The sequence below is a fragment of the Caldimonas tepidiphila genome, from assembly GCF_003569765.1.
GTDB classification, from domain to species: domain Bacteria; phylum Pseudomonadota; class Gammaproteobacteria; order Burkholderiales; family Burkholderiaceae_C; genus Caldimonas; species Caldimonas tepidiphila.
On the sequence record NZ_QXMG01000050.1, the window covers coordinates 24,419 to 41,264 of the forward strand.

Sequence of the window (16,846 nt, forward strand, 5' to 3'; positions counted from 1 at the left end):
ATGCGCCGCGGGCGTTTGGCGGGTTTGCGACAGGCGGTTTGTCGCGAACGCTGCACGGGCACCGCCCGCCCCGCGGCCGAGCGGTGCCGCAAGCCTCGATCCGGGGGCGTCCCGGGGCCGCTCCGGCCCCCCGAAAGCGGTATCCGCCGGGCCTTGCGCCGGTGCTATCTTGGTGCCGGACGGTGGGTGCAGAAGGAGTCCCGACATGCAGTCCTCGCTCGTGGAAAGGTGGTGTCCGTGCCTGCGCAGGCAGGCGCTTTCCGCCGGGTGGCCGGCGTTCGAGCAGCTGCATCCGCGACCCCGAGGGCGACGGCCGTCGAGACCGGCTCAGCCCGGGAGCCGGCCGCAGGCGCGGCCGGCTGCACGGATCGTTTCGCGCGGGTGCCTTGCCGCCCGTCCCGCCCGCCCCGGAGGTCGTTCATGAAAGCCTCTCCCGTGATCGACACCCTGGCCCGGGTCGGGCTGGCCGGCACCTGCGCCTACCTGCTCGTCGGCGGGCTGATGTACCGCTTCCAGGAGAAGCTCCTGTTCCCGGGCCCGCGCGGCGAGGTGCCGGGGCTCGGCAAGCGGCCGGGCTTCGAGCTGCTGGACCTGAAGACCGACGACGGCTGCACGCTGCGCGGCGCGCTGCGCAAGGCCGAGGTGGAGGGGCCGCAGAAGCTGCTGATCTTCTTCGGCGGCAATGCCGAGCGCGCGCCGGCCTGGCTCGCGCACCCGCGCTGGCCGCAGGACTGGTCGGTGGCGGCGATCGACTACCGCGGCTACGGCCAGAGCGAGGGCGAGCCCTCGGAGGCGGCGCTGTTCGCCGACGCGCTGCACATCCACGACCGGCTCGTGCAGCGGCTGGAGCTCGATCCGTCCCGCATCGTCGTGGTGGGTCGCAGCCTCGGCAGCGGCGTCGCGACCTATCTCGCGTCGCAGCGCGAGGTGGCCGGCGTGGTGCTCGTGACGCCCTACGACAGCATCACCGAGGTGGCGGCGAGCGTCTACCCGTGGCTGCCGGTGCGCTACCTGCTGCGGCACGCCTTCGACTCGTGGCGCCGCGCGCACGCGATCCGCACGCCGGCGCTGTTCGTCACCGCCGGGCGCGACACGCTGATCCGCGTGCACCACACCGAGCGGCTGCTGGCTGCCTGGGGCGGGCCGGCGCAGCGCTTCGACATCCCGGCGGCGAACCACGCCGACGTGATGCTGCACGAGGCCTACTGGGACGAGCTGCACCGCTTCATCGCGCAGCTCGCGTCCGGCCGGCTCCCCGGCCCGGGGGCGCCCGACCTGCCGCAGCCCGAGGCGGCCTGAGCGCCGGCCCGGCCGCGGCCCTCAGCCGGCGTCCGGCAGGGCCGGCGGCGGCGGGGCGTCGGGGAGCGCATCACCGCTCGCGTCCTTCAGCGCGACGCCGCTGAGCCGGCGGCGGCGCGCCTCGCGCAGCAGGAAGTCCAGGCGCAGCGCCGCCTCGTCGCAGCCCAGGCCCTCGGGGCGCACGTTGGAGATGCAGTTGCGCTCGGCGTCGCTGCGGCCGGGGCGCGGCGCCCAGGTCAGGTAGGCGCCGAGGCTGTCGGGCGAGCTGAGCCCGGGCCGCTCGCCGATCAGCACGACGACGAGGTCCGCGCCGAGCGCCTCGCCGATCTCGTCGCCGACCGCGACGCGACCCTGCTCGACCACCGCCATCGGCGCGAGCGTCCAGGGGGCCGGGTCCGCGCGCAGCCGCGCGAGCGTCGCCTCCAGCAGCGGCAGCGCGTGGCGCTCGACCGCCAGCGCCGACAGGCCGTCGACCAGCGCGAAGGCCAGGTCCACGCGGGGCGGCTGCGGCGCAGCGGCGCGCAGGGCCTGCAGGCGCTCGCGCGACGCAGCGTCGAGGCGGCGGCCGAGGTCGGGACGCTGCAGGTAGGTCGGGCGATCGGCGGCGGCGCTGTGCAGGCGCACGGCGGGGCGGCCGCCTGCCTCGGTCCGCGCGGCGAGCGCCGCGGCGTCGAGCGCGCGGTGCACCGCGTCGCGCGCCCGGGCATGGGCGAGCTGCAGCGCGAGCTGCGCCGCGGTCGGCAGGCTCGTGCCGGCGCGGCCGAGCGCGATGCGCGCCGGCGTGTGGCGGCGCAGCGCCTGCCAGGGATCGGGCGTGACGGCCTCGGGCGCCGGCTCCGCGGACGGTCCGGCGGGCAGGGCGCCTTCTTCGCCGCGGGGCTTCATCGCGCGTCCCCGAGGCCCGGCAGCGCGCGGGCGATCGCGGCGGGCAGCGCCGCAGGGGCACGCGCCGGCTCGCCGCGCTCGAACAGGCCGGTGCGCTCCAGCCAGGCCTCGAACTCGGGCGCCGGGCGCAGGCCGAGCACGCGGCGCGCGTAGAGCGCGTCGTGGAAGGAGGTGCTCTGGTAGTTCAGCATCACGTCGTCCGAGCCCGGCACGCCCATCACGAAGTTGCAGCCGGCCACGCCCAGCAGCGTCAGCAGCACGTCGGTGTCGTTCTGGTCGGCCTCGGCATGGTTGGTGTAGCAGATGTCGCAGCCCATCGGCAGGCCGAGCAGCTTGCCGCAGAAATGGTCCTCCAGCCCGGCGCGCACGATCTGGCGCCCGTCGTAGAGGTACTCCGGGCCGATGAAGCCGACCACGGTGTTGACCAGCAGCGGCTCGAAGCGGCGCGCCACCGCGTAGGCACGTGCCTCGAGCGTCTGCTGGTCGCAGCCGTGGTGCGCGCCGGCCGACAGCGCGCTGCCCTGGCCGGTCTCGAAGTACATCACGTGCCGGCCGGTCGTGCCGTCGCCGAAGCGCGCGCCGCGGCCGAGCGACAGCGCCGCGTCGCGCGCCTCGGCGAGCAGCGCGAGGTCGATGCCGAAGCTGCGGTTGGCGGCCTCGGTGCCGGCGATCGACTGGAACACCAGGTCCACCGGCGCGCCGCGCCCGATCGCCTCGAGCGTGCTGGTGACATGCGTCAGCACGCAGGACTGCGTCGGGATGCCGTGGCCGGCGATCACCTCGTCGAGCATGTGCAGCAGCCGCACCACCTGTGGCACCCGGTCGGTGGCCGGGTTGATGCCGATCACCGCGTCGCCGCTGCCGTACATCAGCCCGTCGAGCAGGCTCGCGGCGATGCCGGCGATGTCGTCGGTCGGGTGGTTGGGCTGCAGCCGCGTCGCGAGCCGCCCGGGCAGGCCGAGCGTGTTGCGAAAGCGCGTCTCGACGCGGCACTTGCGCGCGACCTGGATCAGGTCCTGGTGGCGCATCAGCTTCGAGACCGCCGCCGCCATCTCGGGCGTGAGGCCGGGCGCGAGCGCGGCGAGCGCCGCGGTGTCGGCGGCGTCCGACAGCAGCCACTCGCGCAGCGATCCGACCGTCAGGTGCGCGACCGGCGCGAAGGCGGCCGCGTCGTGGCCGTCGACGATCAGCCGCGTGACCTCGTCGTCCTCGTAGGGCACTACCGCCTCGTCGAGGAAGCGTCGCAGCGGCAGCTCGGCCAGCGCCATCTGCGCCGCGACCCGCTCCTCGGTGCAGCCGGCCGCGACGCCGGCGAGCCGGTCCCCGGAGCGCTCGGGCGAGGCGCGCGCGAGCAGCGTGCGCAGGTCCGCGAAGGCGTAGGTGCGCACGCCGACGGTGTGGGTGTAGCGGGGCATGGGGTTTGGGGCGGCGCGCGGCCGCACGAGTTCCCGCGGCGCGGGCGGCTCCCCGCGGATGCAGGGGGCATTGCGGGCCGGGTCCGCCGCTCCGATAGGCTGGCACGCCGATCGCCCGACTCGGAACGACCCGCCCCCGCATTCCGCATGAAGTCCGCCCTGATGAGCCTGCTCGCCTGGCTGCTGCTGGCCGCCGTCGCCGTCTACCTGCTGGTGGGCGCGCTGCTGTACCTGCAGCAGGAGCGGCTGCTGTTTCCCGCGCCGCGCGGCGAGGTGGCGGGGCTGGCGCGGCAACCGGGCATCGAGCCGCTGGAGATCGCCACCGGCGAGGACGGCGTGACGCTGCACGGCGCGCTGCGCCGTGCCGACAACGCGGGCCCGGTGCGTCTGATCGTCTACTTCGGCGGCAACGGCGAGCTCGCGTCCGCCGCCTTGCCGGACCCGCGCTGGCCACCGGGCTGGACCGTCGCGGCGATCGAGTACCGCGGCTACGGGCGCAGCGGCGGCCGCCCCTCGGAGCAGGCCCTCTTCGCCGACGCGCTGCGCGTGCACGACGAGCTGGTGCGGCGGCTTGGCGTCGCGCCGCACCGCTTCGTCGCGGTCGGCCGCAGCCTCGGCAGCGGCGTCGCGGTCTGGCTCGCGTCGCAGCGCGAGATCGCCGGCGTCGCGCTCGTGACGCCCTACGACAGCATCACCGAGGTGGCCGCCGGCATCTATCCCTGGCTGCCGGTGCGCTACCTGATCCGCCACGCCTTCGACTCGCACCGCATCGCGCACGACATCCGCACGCCGGCGCTGTTCGTCACCGCCGGCCGGGACACGCTGATCCGCGCGCACCACAGCGAGCGGTTGCTGCAGGCCTGGGCCGGCCCGAAGCGGCACGTGGACCTCGCGGCGGCGGACCACGACGACGTGCTCGACCACGACGAGTGGTGGCACGAGCTGCGGCGCTTCGTCGCGCAGCTCGCCGGCGCGGCGAGGCGCTGAGGCGGCCGCCGGCGCCGCGGGGCGACTCAGGCCTGCGCCTCGCCCTCCAGCGCCGCCCGGGCCCACGCCGTGCGGCGCAGCCGCTCGGCGAGCGCGGCCGGATCGGGGTCGATCGCGGTGCGCGCGGCGTCGAGCGCCGCCTGCGCGCACCGGGCCTCCTCGCGCGACAGCGCGAGGCGGCCGGCCATGTGCGTGGCCTCGGGCACCGCGCGCAGGATGGCGGCGCGGTTCGGGTGCTCGGCGATCGGCAGCAGGCGAGCGGCCTCGGGCCGGCCGTCGAGGCAGACCCGGTCGCCGATCACCTCGATCCGGCGGCCGTCGGCGGTGCTGCGGATGAAGGTGCGCGCAGGGACGGGCAGGGATGCGTTCATCTCGGGGGTCTCGTGGACGGGATCGGGGAGGGGCGCGGACGGCGAGGCCCCGGGAGCCGCGTGCGCGACCCCGGGGCCTTCGGGCCGGGCCGAAGCGCGTTCGGCACCGGGCACCGGGCACGCCGTGTCAGCGGATGATGTCGAACGAGTAGTCGGTCTTCGCGACGTCGCTCGTGTTCGCGTCGAGCGCCTCGAAGTACTCGTCGAGCAGCGCCACCAGCGTGCGCAGGCTGCCCTCGTAGCCCCAGGTCGCGAAGCGGTGGTGGTGATGGCGGTCGAAGACGGGGAAGCCCGCGCGCACCAGCGGCGTCTTCGTGTCGCGCTCCAGGTACTTGCCGTAGGTGTTGCCGATCAGGAAGTCCACCGGCTCGGTGTGCAGCAGGCTGCGCATGTGCCAGAGGTCGCGCTTCGGGTAGACCTTGCAGCCGGCACCGTAGGGCGAGGCCTCGAGCAGCGCCCGCACCTTGGCGGCCCAGTCCTCGCCGCCGTTGGTCGACAGCACGTGCGCCGGCTCGGCGCCGAGCTCGAGCAGGAACTCCGTCAGGCCGAGCATCAGGTCCGGGTCGCCGTAGAGCGCGTAGCGCTTGCCGTGCAGGTGCGCCTGGCTGTCGGCCATCGCGTCGACGAGCTGGCCGCGCTCCTTCTCGAGCACCGCCGGGACCGGCTTGCCGGTGAGGCGCGAGATCGCCATCAGGAAGCGGTCGGTGCCCGCGACGCCCACCGGGCCGTTGAGCACCACCACCTCCTGGCCCTTCTCCTTCAGGTACCTGATCGTCTTCTCGCAGGAGTACTCCTGGAACACGATCGTCGCCTTGGCGTGGATCGCGCGCTCGACCTCGGCCTTGGTGGTGCCGCCCTCGTACATGCGGAACTCGCCGTCGGTGGGCGTGTTCCAGACCTCGGACGGGTCGCAGAGGATGGTGTGCTCGACGCCGAACAGGCCCAGGATGCGGCGGATCTCCTTCATGTTGCCGACGACGTTGCCGTCGAAGCCGCCGATGAAGTTGATGCTGTCGTCCGGCACGCGCACCAGCGGCGCGGCGGTGCCGGACTTGCCGTCCCAGAAGTGCTTGAGCACGCCGAGCAGCGCGTTGTCGTAGCCGGTGACGTGGCTGCCGACGAAGGCCGGGGTGTGCGCGAAGGGCACGTCGAAGTCGGCGGGAACGCTGCCCTTCTGCTTGCTGTTCTTGATGAAGGCGTCGAGGTCGTCGCCGATGACCTCGGCCATGCAGGTGGTGGAGACCGCGATCATCTCCGGCTTGTACAGGTTGTAGCTGTTGGCCAGGCCGTCGATCATGTTGTTGAGGCCGCCGAACACCGCCGCGTCCTCGGTCATCGAGGACGAGACGCAGGAGGTCGGCTCCTTGAAGTGGCGGCTGAAGTGCGAGCGGTAGTAGGCGACGCAGCCCTGCGAGCCGTGCACGAAGGGCAGGGTCTTCGCGAAGCCGTTGGCGACGAACACCGCGCCGAGCGGCTGGCAGGCCTTGGCGGGATTGACGGTCAGCCCCTCGCGGGCGAAGTTCTTCTGCCTGTAGTCCTCGGACTTGGTCCACTCGATGATGCTCTTGACCTTCTCATCGGGGTGCTTGAACTCGAAGGCCTTCTTGGCCTCGAACATGGACTGGTACTCGGGCTCACGGAACAGCAGTTCGTGGTCGATGATCTTGTCTGCGCTTTGCGGCATGGTGATTCTCCAGGCGAAACGGTGGGGGGCGGGAACGGGCGGCGGTGGCGCGCCCGGGCGCGGGGCGGCGCGCCGGGCATGCCGGGGACCTCAGGCGGCCTGCTTCCAGGGCGCCTTCGACAGGCCCCAGACCGGGCTGCTGATGGCCATGTCCATGTCGCGCGCGAAGATCGCGAAGCCGTCGTAGCCGTGGTAGGGGCCCGAGTAGTCCCAGCTGTGCATCTGGCGGAAGGGCACGCCCATCTTCTGGAACACGTACTTCTCCTTGATGCCCGAGCCGACCAGGTCGGGCCGGACCCGCTCGACGAACTGCTCGAACTCGTAGCCCGTGACGTCGTCGTAGATCAGCGTGCCGTCCTTCACGTAGTGCGTGGTGCGCTGGTAGTCGTCGTTGTGCGCGAACTCGTAGCCGGTGCCGACGATCTCCATGCCGAGGTCCTCGTAGGCGCCGATGACGTGGCGCGGGCGCAGGCCGCCCACGTAGAGCATCACCTTCTTGCCCGCCAGGCGCGGCTTGTACTTCGCGATCACCGCGTCCATCAGCGGGCGGTACTTGGCGATGACGCGCTCGGCGTTGGCCTTGATGGTGTCGTCGAAGTGGGCGGCGATCTCGCGCAGGCTCTTCTCGATCATCGAGGGGCCGAAGAAGTTGTACTCCACCCAGGGGATGCCGTACTTCTCCTCCATGTGCCGGCTGATGTAGTTCATCGAGCGGTAGCAGTGCAGCACGTTGAGCTTGGCCTTCGGGGTGTTCTCCAGCTCGGCGATCGTGCCGTCGCCCGACCACTGCGCGATCACGCGCAGGCCGATCTCCTCCAGCAGGATGCGACTCGACCACGCGTCGCCGCCGATGTTGTAGTCGCCGATGATCGCCACGTCGTAGGGCGTGGCCTCGAACTCGTGCTCCTTCTTCGTCTTGCCGTCGAAGACCCAGTCGCGGATCGCGTCGTTGGCGATGTGGTGGCCGAGCGACTGGCTCACGCCGCGGAAGCCCTCGCAACGCACCGGGATGATGGTGTGGTTGCCGTGCTCCTTGGACTTCTTCTTGGACACCGCCTCGATGTCGTCGCCGATCAGGCCGATCGGGCACTCGCTCTGCACCGAGATGCCATTGTTCAGCGGGAACAGCTCCTGGATCTCGTCGATGATCTTCTCGAGCTTCTTGTCGCCGCCGAAGACGATGTCCTTCTCCTGGAAGTCGGAGGTGAACTGCATCGTGCCGAAGGTGTCGACGCCGGTGGTGCCGATGTAGTAGTTGCGGCGCGAGCCCCAGCTGTACTGGCCGCAGCCGACGGGGCCGTGCGAGATGTGGATCATGTCCTTGATCGGGCCCCACACCACGCCCTTGGAGCCGGCGTAGGCGCAGCCGCGGATCGTCATCACGCCCGGCAGCGACTTGATGTTGGACTTCACGCCGCAGTCCGGCTTGCCCTCCTCGAAGGTGTTCAGGTGCTTGGCGCGCTTCTTGGCCATCTTCTCGGGATAGGCCTTCAGGACTTCGTCGATCAGGGCCTTGGTCGCGGCCTTGTCGTCAGCGGTGATGCTCATGTGGATGCTCCGTACGGTGGATGTGGGACCGGGGCAGGGTGCTCGTGGGGGCGGTGCGGTGCGGTGCGGCGCGGCGTCCGGGGCCGCCGGGGCGGCGGCGCGGGACGCCGCCCCGGGGCTCGGGGCGGCGTGGCTCAGGCGGCGAGCTCGGCCGCGGTCTTGCCGACCTGGCTCTCGTCGATCGCCTGCATGATCCCGTGCTCCATCAGCAGGTCCTCGAGCTCGTCCATCGAGATCGGGGTCGGGATCACGCCGTTGCCGGCGTTCTCGTGCACCTTCTGCGCGAGCTTGCGGTACTCGCCGGCCTGCTTGGACTCCGGCGCGTACTCGATGACGGTCATGCGGCGCAGCTCGGCGTGCTGCACGATGTTGTCGCGCGGCACGAAGTGGATCAGCTTGGTGCCGAGCTTCTTGGCCAGCGATTCGGCGAGCTCGAGCTCCTTGTCGGTCTTGCGCTCGTTGCACACCAGCCCGCCCAGGCGCACGCCGCCGGAGTTGGCGTACTTCAGGATGCCCTTGGAGATGTTGTTGGCCGCGTACATGGCCATCATCTCGCCCGACATCACGATGTAGATCTCCTGGGCCTTGTTCTCGCGGATCGGCATCGCGAAGCCGCCGCACACCACGTCGCCCAGCACGTCGTAGGAGACGTAGTCCACGCCGTCGTAGGCGCCGTTCTCCTCGAGGAAGTTGATCGACGTGATCACGCCGCGGCCGGCGCAGCCCACGCCCGGCTCCGGGCCGCCGGACTCGACGCAGCGGATGTCGCGGAAGCCGATCTTCATCACGTCCTCGAGCTCGAGGTCCTCGACCGAGCCGGCCTCGGCGGCGAGCGACAGGATCGTGTCCTGAGCCTTCGCGTGCAGGATCAGGCGGGTCGAGTCGGCCTTCGGGTCGCAGCCGACGATCAGGATCTTCTGGCCCATCTCGGCCAGCGCCGCGAGGGTGTTCTGGGAGGTGGTGGACTTGCCGATGCCACCTTTGCCGTAGAAGGCGATTTGTCTGAGGGAAGCCATTGCAGTTCTCCGGTTGAAGCTCAGGTCAAAGCAGTTTGCGAAGTCGCGCCTGGATGCAGCCTCTCGTGCCCTATCGGTCTTCTTCTACAGCCACGCTCGGGCCGGACAGGGTCCGCGCAGCAGCTTCATCGCAACGTCTGTGCCACGCCCCGGTGGCTGCCGCAAGCCGTTGAATTCAAAGGAAAAAGCGGTTTTCCTGCGGCGCCTGCGCGCGGCGGTGGGGATTGTTCGAAACGCGACAAAAGCCCCGGGACGCGTCGCGAAGGACACCGGCCGGCAGGCATGCCGCGCCCGGCGCGCGAGGCTGCCGGCCCGCGTCGCTGCCGGGCTCGCGCCGCCGGGCACGGGGGCCGCGCCGGGCGGCACACGGCCGCGCGTGCGGGGCGCGGGCGAGGCGCTGCGTGTGCCTGGTACGTTCGTTGCGAGGGAGGGGGCCGTGAACAGGACCGCGGACCGCTTCCGCATCGACGAGGGAAATCCCATGACCATGACCATCGAGAAGACCGCCATCGAGGACACCGCGTTCGCGCGGCTGCAGAGGGAGGGGCGCCTGCTCAACCCGGTGCTGAAGGCGCCGACGAGGAAGCCCGGGCGCTTCGGCTTCCGCGGCGAGCTCGCGCTGCGCTTCGCGCCCAAGCTCGCCGACGAGGCCCGCCCGCCGGAGCTGAGCTGCGACCAGGTGATCGCGGTGGCGCAGGCCGGCGACGCGAAGCTGCCCTTCTTCGCCGGCTACCTGCTGTCCTTCGAGCACCTGAAGGACGTGGCCGAGGTGCTCGGCGACACGCTCTCGCCCGAGGGCAGGTACTTCCTGTTCTGCAACAACATCGACCTGTCGAAGAAGTACCGGGTGGCGTGGGGTGAGGCCACCTTTCATGTGCTGCCGATCGACGAGGCCACCGTCTACAACGAGCTGCTCGAGCTGCTCTATCTCGAGAAGAACGACCTCAAGAAGCTGGACACCGCCGGCAAGACCGACGCGGTGGCGGATGCGGCGCTGAAGTTCGAGGCGGGCTTCGAGCCGCTTTCCTACGAGGACGGGCTGAAGCTGATGGGCCCGGTGCGCAATCCGAACGAGAACCGCCCGGTCTGAGCCGGTGCCGCCGCCCCCGCCCCCGCCGGAAGGATCACCGCATGAGCGACATCGTCTTCTACGGGAAGCCGGGCTGCGGCGGCAACGCGCGCCAGAAGGCGCTGCTGCAGGCGGCCGGCCATGCGGTCGAGCCGCGCGACCTGCTCGCCTGGCCGTGGACGGCCGCGGCGCTGCTGGAGTTCCTCGCGCCGCTGCCGGTGCCGCAGTGGTTCAACCGTGCCGCGCCGCGCGTGAAGTCGGGCGAGGTGGTGCCCGAGGCGCTGGATGCGGCGCAGGCGCTCGCGCTGCTGCTGGCCGAGCCGCTGCTGGTGCGGCGGCCGCTGATGCAGTGCGGCGCGCAGCGGCTCGTCGGCTTCGACCCGGCCGAGGTCGATGCGCTGTGGGGCCTGCAGCCGCGGCATGCGGCCTGGCCGCGCGAGCGTGCCGAGGGCTGCGCCGCGGCCGCCGCCGACGTCCAGGCCGCCCGCTGCCGGTCGGCGCGGGAGTGAGCCGGTGAGCGGTGGCGACGCGCCCGGGCCACCGCCCGAGCGCCACGGCACCAACCTCGTCGGCGTCCCGGCGGCGCTGATCGGCTCGGCCGTCTTCAACGCGCATCCGGTGCGGCTGCGCATCCACGGCACGCGCGAGTCGGCGCGCGGGCTGTTCCACCTGCTCGACACCGCCGGCAGCCCTGCCGAGGCCGGCGCGATGTTCCGCCACTTCATGTCGCTGCGCTTCGGGCTGCAGCCGGATCCCGCGGCGCGCCAGCGGGCCGAGCGGCTGCGCTGGCGGTCGAGCTACCTCCGGCTGCTCGAGGGCTGGGGCTTCGACTCCAACAGCCCGGCCGCCTCGGTGCTCAAGGGCTGGGTCGAGAGCCGCTTCGGCCTGGTGCCGAGCTTCCACGGCGCGCCGCTCGATCTCTTCCCCTCGCCCGCCTGGGTGGCCTACATCGAGTCGAAGATGCACAGCCGCTTCCACAACAACTGCATCAACCAGCAACTCGACCTGCTGTACGAGTTCTGCCAGTGGTCGGTGCGGCGCTTCGGGCTGCCGGCGCGCGGCCGCATCCCGGTGTGGCGCGGCGTCAACGGACTGGCCGAGCACCGGCTGCGCGAGGGCAGCCTGCGCGCGCGCGACTGCGTGCTCTACCTGAACAACCTGGTGTCCTTCAGCCTGACGCGCGAGCGCGCCGAGAGCTTCGGCGACTGGGTGCTGGCCACCGAGGTGCCGGTGCAGAAGCTGCTGTTCTTCCCCGGCCTGCTCGGGCCCTCGCTGCTCGCCGGCGAGGGCGAGGTGATCGCGCTCGGCGGCGACTACCGCGTGCAGGCGAGCTACTGGTGAGGAGGTGACGATGGCTGCGGGAGCGCAGGACGGGGGCGGCGACGCCGCGTGGCCGGGCGCGATCGACCCGGCAATCCAGGACCGCGCGCTCGGCGCCTACCTGGGCCTGGCGATCGGCGACGCGCTCGGCGCCACGGTCGAGTTCATGACGCCGCGCGAGATCGCCGCGCGCCACGGCGTGCACCGGCGCCTGTGCGGCGGCGGCTGGCTGAAGCTGCCCGCGGGCGCGGTGACGGACGACACGACGATGGCGCTCGCGCTCGGCGACGCGCTGCTCGCGGCGCGCGGGCTGGAGATGCGCCGCGTCGCCGAGGCCTTCGTCGCGTGGCTGCGCGCCGGCCCGGTGGATTGCGGCGACACCTGCCGGCGCGGCATCCGCCGCTACCTCGCCGACGGCAGCTTCAGCGGCCCGCCGAACGAGGGCGACGGCGGCAACGGCGCGCTGATGCGCAACCTGCCGGTGGCGCTGGCGACGCTGCACGCGCCGGCGCTGCTCGAGCCGTGGTCGCTCGCGCAGGCGCGCTTCACGCACCACCATCCGCTGTCGGATGCGGCCACCGTCGCCTTCGGCCGCATGGCGCAGGCGCTGGTGCTCGGCGAGCCCTTCGATCGGGTGCGCGGCCTGGCCGCCGCGCTGGTCGAGCGCCATCCGCGGTTCCGCCACACGCCCTGGCCGGGGCGCGCCAGCGGCTACGTGGCCGACACGGTGCAGACGGTGCTGCACCATGTCCTCTGCATCGACGACCCGGTGGCCTGCCTCGTCGCGGTCGTCAACCGCGGCGACGATGCCGACACCACCGGTGCGCTCGCCGGCATGCTGCTCGGTGCGCGCGCCGGCGTCGGGGCCTGGCCCCGCGAATGGCTCGACGGGCTCGACGCGGCGGTCGCGCGCGGCATCAGGGCGCAGGTCCGGGCGCTGCTCGGACTCGCCGCCGGGCTGGGCGCCGCGGCGGTGCGCTGAACACCCGGCCGGGCGCCTCTCGGCAGCCCGGTGTGCCCGTCGCCGTCCTCGGGCGCTCAGTGCGCCGTCTTGGCGTCGCGGTGCATGAAGCCGAAGTAGGCGGCGACCAGGGCCAGCAGCGCGTGCAGCCAGACGTCGTTGCCGTAGAGCGGCACCAGTCCGAAGGTGGTGTGCAGGTTCATCGCCGAGATCAGGCCCATCACCGTGAACAGCGCATAGATGATCGCCACCGCGCGGGCATAGCCCACGGCGCCGCCGGGGGAACGCGCGGCCATCAGGCCCCAGACCCCGAACAGCAGGTGCACGATGTTGTGCAGCACGTTGACCGGGAACAGGCCGAGGGCCAGGCCCAGCCCGGACGTGACGGCGACGTCCGGGTGGTCGTGGCCGACGGTGAGGCCGGGGATGAAGCCGACGATGCCGATCAGCAGAAAGGCGATGCCGTAGACGAGGGCGAAGGTGCGTACCCCCTTGTGTGTCATTTCGTGAGCCATGGTTTTTACTCCCTTGAAGATGCAGTCGGTCGGAGACGGCGAGGCACGGCAGGCCCGTGCTCCCGGCCGCGGGGGGCGTGCGTCTCCGCAGCGCTCCTCGTCAACCGCCGTCCCGCGATGCCCAGCAAACGGGGTGCCGCGAGCGGAGCGCACCAGGGCGAGGCGTTTGCCGGGTTGCAGTTCTCCGCGCGGCAGCGAGCAGGCCGCGCCCTCACCCGGGAAGGAGAGGCGATGGACGACCCCCACGACCTGCAGCGCTTCGTCGCGGCGCAGGAGCCGGTCTACCGGCAGGTATGCGCCGAGCTGGCCGCCGGCGAGAAGGCGAGCCACTGGATGTGGTTCGTCTTCCCGCAGCTGCGCGGGCTCGGCCGCAGCGCGACGGCGCGGCACTTCGGGCTCGCCTCCGCCGCCGAGGCGCGCGCCTACTGGCGGCACCCCCTGCTCGGGCCGCGGCTGCAGGAATGCACCGCGCTCGTGCTGGCGGTCGAGGAACGCACCGCGCACCAGATCCTCGGCTCGCCCGACGATCTGAAATTCCGCTCCTCGATGACGCTGTTCGCGCAGGTCGCACCCGGGGAGCCGCTGTTCGGGCGGGCGATCGGGCGCTTCTTCGGCGGCGTCTTCGATCCGCGCACGCTCGAGCTGCTCGGCGGGGACTGATCCCGGCGGGCGGCCGTGCCCTCGTGCGGCGGAGGCCCCGCGGCCCCCCGCCGGGCGGCGAGCGGGGAGAATCGCCCCTCGGCCGTCCCGGCGATCCGGCGCAACACGCGCGGAGGCGGGACAGGCCTCTCAGGAGAGTGAAGAATGGGTGAAGCAAAGCGCAGGAATGCGCAGGCCCGGCAGGCCGGGGACGTGCTGCGCCGGCGCATCGCGGCGGGCGAGTTCGGGCCGGCGGGGCAGGCGCCGAACTACTGCTGCGTGCTGGACAAGTCGGCGCGCGGGCGGGACATGCTGGCGACGCTGCGCGGCATGGACGAGTTCGCGGACGTCCGGCCGCTGCTGGAGAACGAGTCCTTCCAGTTCTGGGAGGCGTCCTCGCTGTTCCGCTTCGTCGTGCTGTGCGGCGGGCAGGGGCGGCCGGCCGAGCGCGTCTTCGTCGCCGCCGACCTCGAGCGGCTCGCCGGCGAGGCGCTGCCGCGCGCGGCGAAGCGGCTCGCGGGCGGCGCCTTCGGCTTCGTGCTCGCGGTGGCGGACGAGGTGCAGGCCGAGGTCGAGGCGGCGGCCGGGCGGCTGCGCGGCGGCTGAGCACCGGCCGCGGCGCCCGTCTCAGACCGGCTCGCCGGCGTCGTCGCGCGAGCCGTAGCGGTCGAGGATCTCCGAGGCGCGCCGGCGCAGGCCCTCGTCCTCGACGTCCACGGTGAGCATGCAGGAACTGCGCTGCACCACCTTGGCGAAGTTGGGGTCGTAGAGATCCTCGGTCCGGTTGCGGGTGTCGCGGCCGTTGCCGACGAGGAAGTTGCCTTCCACCGGCCCCGCCTCGTCGTTGGTGACGGTGAGGTGCACGCTCGCGGGCGGGAAGCCGGAGGCCAGCAGGCCTTCGCGCGCCTGCTCGGCGTCGGCGAGGCGGTCGTAGATGCGCACCAGTTCGTTGGACATGAGGGGCTCCTTCTCGGGGTTCGCCGGCCGGGACGGCGGGCGCCATTCCGCGGTGTCCGGCAAACCGGGTGCCGGCCGCGGCCGGGGGCGATGCGGCCGGCGCGGCGGGCTGGTACGAAAGCTGCCGGGTGCGCCGTCCGGGGGGGCTGCGTCCCGCCGGGGAGTGCCGCAAGGCGGGCCGGGCAGGGCGGCAGTTGCCGGCGAGAGATCCTCTACAGTCGGAAGAAGCGCAGCTCCGGACGCCGAGCGTCGGCTCCGGGCCGTCTGCCACGAGGGAGCGAACGTGATCGAGGCAGAGAAGGACCGCGACCCATCCACCCGCCGGGTGCTGCTCGGCAGCGCGTCGCTGATCGCGCTCGTCTTCGTCGTCGATGCCTGGACGCCGCTCGGCTATGCCGACTGGGTGCTGTACATGCTGCCCGTCGGGGTGACCTTGTTCCAGTCGCGCCCGCGCCTGGCGCTCTGGATCGCGGGATGGGCCACCGCGCTCTGCATCGCGGGTTTCTTCGCCTCGCCGCCCGGGGCCTCCCTGTTCGTCGCGGTGTTCAACCGCAGCGTGGGCGTCCTCACGATCGGCGTCACGGCCTTCGTCGTGTGGCAGGCCTTGCTCGGGCGCGAGCGCGTGCGGCGCCTGCTCCGCATCCAGGAGGGCATCGCCGCCGTGGGGCAGCGCCTGATGGGCGAGCGGACGCCGCAGCAGATCGGCGAGCAGGCGAGCGCGGCGCTGTGCGAGCGGCTCGGCGCGCACACCGCGGTGCTCTACCGGCTGGAGGACGGGGTGCTGCTGCGCTGCGGCGGCCATGCGCTCGACCCCGGGGCGGCACCGCCTCGCATCGACGCGGGCCAGGGCCTGGTCGGGCAGGTGGCGGCCGACGGCCAGGCCCGCGTCCTCAAGGACGTGGGCGAGGGCCATCTGGCGATCGCGTCCGCGCTCGGGCGCAGCGCGCCGCGCCATGTCCTGGTCGCGCCGGTCACGGCCGGCGGCGCCGTGTGCGGCGTGATCGAGCTGGGCCTCGTGCGCGCGGCGGCGGACTTCGACGAGGAACTCGAGTTGTTGCGCCGGGTCGCAGAAAGGATCGGCGTGGCGCTGCGCTCGGCGCTCTTTCGCGAGCGGCTGGAGACGTTGCTGGAGGAGACGCAGCGACAGCGCGAGGCGCTGCAGACGCAGCAGGAGGAGCTGCGCGTCACCAACGAGGAGCTGGAGGAGCAGAGCCGCGTGCTGCAGGACTCGCAGGCGCGGCTGGAGACGCAGCAGGTGGAACTGGAGCAGGCCAACGTGCAACTCGAGGAGCACAGCCAGGTGCTGGAGCGGCAGAAGCGCGAACTGATGGGCGCGCAGGAGGCGTTGCGCGCGCATGCCGAGCAGCTCGAGACCGCGAGCCGCTACAAGTCCGAGTTCCTCGCCAACATGTCGCACGAGCTGCGCACGCCGCTCAACAGCTCGCTGATCCTCTCGAAGCTGCTGGCCGACAACCGCGAGGGCACGCTGACGCCCGAGCAGGTGAGGTATGCCCAGGCCATCCACGCGTCGAACAACGACCTGCTGGCGCTGATCAACGACATCCTCGACCTCTCGAAGATCGAGTCCGGGCATATGGAGCTCGTCGCCGAGCCCGTCGAGCTGGCCGAGCTGCTCGGGCGGCTGCGCGAGACCTTCGAGCCGCTGGCGCGCCAGAAGTCGCTCGCCTTCTCGCTGCAGGTCGAGCCGGGCACCGCGCCGGGCCTGCACACCGACGCGCAGCGGCTGCAGCAGGTGCTGAAGAACCTGCTCGCGAACGCGATCAAGTTCACCGAGCGCGGCGAGGTGGCGCTGCGGGTGGGCGAGCCGGCGCCGGGGCGGCTCGCCTTCGCGGTGCGCGACACGGGCGTGGGCATCGCTGCCGGGCAGCAGGAACTGATCTTCGAGGCCTTCCGCCAGGCCGACGGCAGCACCAGCCGCAAGTTCGGCGGCACCGGGCTCGGCCTGTCGATCTCGCGCCAGCTCGCGCAGCGCCTCGGCGGCGACATCCGCCTCGACAGCGAGCCGGGGCGCGGCAGCACCTTCACGCTCGAGATCCCCGCCGAGCTGCCGCCCGGCGCGGCCGCGCACGCCGCGCCTGCACAGACCCCCGGGAGGCTGCCCGTGCCCCGCGCCGCCGCGCCGGCGCTGCCGCCGGCCGCCGCGCCGGCCCCGATCCCGG

At 72.5% G+C, this 16,846-nt stretch carries 17 protein-coding genes; 9 read left to right on the top strand and 8 right to left on the bottom strand.

Annotated elements, in window-relative coordinates:
- Positions 1-420 precede the first annotated feature (420 nt).
- Complete coding sequence (locus tag D3A59_RS25515; RefSeq protein ID WP_157991599.1) at positions 421-1,299, top strand: alpha/beta hydrolase; 879 nt, start codon at positions 421-423, stop codon at positions 1,297-1,299.
- Between the two features lie 21 nt (positions 1,300-1,320).
- Here D3A59_RS25515 and eutC read toward each other — a convergent pair whose 3' ends face one another.
- Both eutC and D3A59_RS19740 read right to left on the bottom strand, forming a co-directional pair.
- Positions 1,321-2,184 (bottom strand): ethanolamine ammonia-lyase subunit EutC, encoded by an 864-nt coding sequence (eutC, locus tag D3A59_RS19735; protein ID WP_119157039.1) that lies wholly within the window; start codon positions 2,182-2,184, stop codon positions 1,321-1,323.
- Positions 2,181-3,599, bottom strand: a complete 1,419-nt coding sequence (locus D3A59_RS19740; RefSeq protein WP_119157040.1) for an ethanolamine ammonia-lyase subunit EutB — start codon at positions 3,597-3,599, stop codon at positions 2,181-2,183. Before D3A59_RS19740 ends, eutC begins: the two co-directional genes overlap by 4 nt.
- Before the next feature lie 147 nt (positions 3,600-3,746).
- On the opposite strand from D3A59_RS19740, the gene D3A59_RS19745 reads away from it, so the two are divergent.
- Positions 3,747-4,586 carry an alpha/beta hydrolase gene (locus tag D3A59_RS19745; RefSeq protein WP_119157041.1) on the top strand — a complete coding sequence of 280 codons (840 nt, stop codon included), beginning with the start codon at positions 3,747-3,749 and terminating at the stop codon, positions 4,584-4,586.
- A gap of 26 nt (positions 4,587-4,612) precedes the next feature.
- Here D3A59_RS19745 and D3A59_RS19750 read toward each other — a convergent pair whose 3' ends face one another.
- The 4 genes from D3A59_RS19750 to nifH all read right to left on the bottom strand — a co-directional run bounded on the left by D3A59_RS19750 (position 4,613) and on the right by nifH (position 9,205).
- Positions 4,613-4,957, bottom strand: coding sequence for a hypothetical protein (locus D3A59_RS19750; RefSeq protein WP_119157042.1), 345 nt, complete (start codon positions 4,955-4,957; stop codon positions 4,613-4,615).
- Between the two features lie 127 nt (positions 4,958-5,084).
- A complete protein-coding gene (gene nifK / locus D3A59_RS19755) occupies positions 5,085-6,641 on the bottom strand; it encodes a nitrogenase molybdenum-iron protein subunit beta (RefSeq protein WP_119157043.1) in 1,557 nt (518 codons plus the stop codon).
- Positions 6,642-6,731: 90 nt separating this feature from the next.
- Positions 6,732-8,189, bottom strand: a complete 1,458-nt coding sequence (gene nifD / locus D3A59_RS19760; protein WP_119157044.1) for a nitrogenase molybdenum-iron protein alpha chain — start codon at positions 8,187-8,189, stop codon at positions 6,732-6,734.
- Between the two features lie 134 nt (positions 8,190-8,323).
- On the bottom strand, positions 8,324-9,205 hold the full coding sequence (gene nifH / locus D3A59_RS19765) for a nitrogenase iron protein (protein ID WP_119157045.1): 882 nt from the start codon (positions 9,203-9,205) through the stop codon (positions 8,324-8,326).
- A 481-nt stretch (positions 9,206-9,686) separates the two neighbouring features.
- Here nifH and D3A59_RS19770 point away from each other — a divergent pair, with 481 nt between their 5' ends.
- From D3A59_RS19770 to draG, 4 genes are read left to right on the top strand one after another with little or no spacing between them, the layout of a single operon-like run.
- Entirely contained in the window at positions 9,687-10,295 is a 609-nt protein-coding gene (locus tag D3A59_RS19770; RefSeq protein WP_119157046.1) for a hypothetical protein, read from the top strand.
- Positions 10,296-10,336: 41 nt separating this feature from the next.
- Positions 10,337-10,783, top strand: coding sequence for an ArsC/Spx/MgsR family protein (locus D3A59_RS19775; RefSeq protein WP_119157047.1), 447 nt, complete (start codon positions 10,337-10,339; stop codon positions 10,781-10,783).
- Positions 10,784-10,787: 4 nt separating this feature from the next.
- Complete coding sequence (locus D3A59_RS19780; RefSeq protein WP_205665232.1) at positions 10,788-11,615, top strand: NAD(+)--dinitrogen-reductase ADP-D-ribosyltransferase; 828 nt, start codon at positions 10,788-10,790, stop codon at positions 11,613-11,615.
- A gap of 10 nt (positions 11,616-11,625) precedes the next feature.
- The gene (gene draG / locus D3A59_RS19785) at positions 11,626-12,576 is read left to right on the top strand and encodes an ADP-ribosyl-[dinitrogen reductase] hydrolase (protein WP_119157049.1); all 951 of its coding nucleotides are present in this window, start codon (positions 11,626-11,628) and stop codon (positions 12,574-12,576) included.
- Positions 12,577-12,632: 56 nt separating this feature from the next.
- Here draG and D3A59_RS19790 read toward each other — a convergent pair whose 3' ends face one another.
- Positions 12,633-13,070 (bottom strand): DUF4383 domain-containing protein, encoded by a 438-nt coding sequence (locus D3A59_RS19790; RefSeq protein WP_240636137.1) that lies wholly within the window; start codon positions 13,068-13,070, stop codon positions 12,633-12,635.
- Positions 13,071-13,301: 231 nt separating this feature from the next.
- Between D3A59_RS19790 and D3A59_RS19795 the strand changes: the two genes are divergently transcribed.
- Together D3A59_RS19795 and D3A59_RS19800 are read left to right on the top strand one after the other, a co-directional pair.
- Positions 13,302-13,730, top strand: a complete 429-nt coding sequence (locus D3A59_RS19795; protein WP_119157051.1) for a DUF1810 domain-containing protein — start codon at positions 13,302-13,304, stop codon at positions 13,728-13,730.
- A gap of 144 nt (positions 13,731-13,874) precedes the next feature.
- Positions 13,875-14,315: a hypothetical protein gene (locus tag D3A59_RS19800; protein WP_119157052.1), complete on the top strand. Its 441-nt coding sequence runs from the start codon at positions 13,875-13,877 to the stop codon at positions 14,313-14,315.
- A 21-nt stretch (positions 14,316-14,336) separates the two neighbouring features.
- Here the strand turns inward: D3A59_RS19800 and D3A59_RS19805 are convergent, their stop codons facing one another.
- Positions 14,337-14,666 (bottom strand): hypothetical protein, encoded by a 330-nt coding sequence (locus tag D3A59_RS19805; protein ID WP_119157053.1) that lies wholly within the window; start codon positions 14,664-14,666, stop codon positions 14,337-14,339.
- 283 nt (positions 14,667-14,949) lie between these two features.
- Here D3A59_RS19805 and D3A59_RS19810 point away from each other — a divergent pair.
- Positions 14,950-16,846, top strand: a 1,897-nt coding sequence (locus tag D3A59_RS19810) for an ATP-binding protein (protein ID WP_119157054.1), incomplete at its 3' end; no start/stop codon positions are given.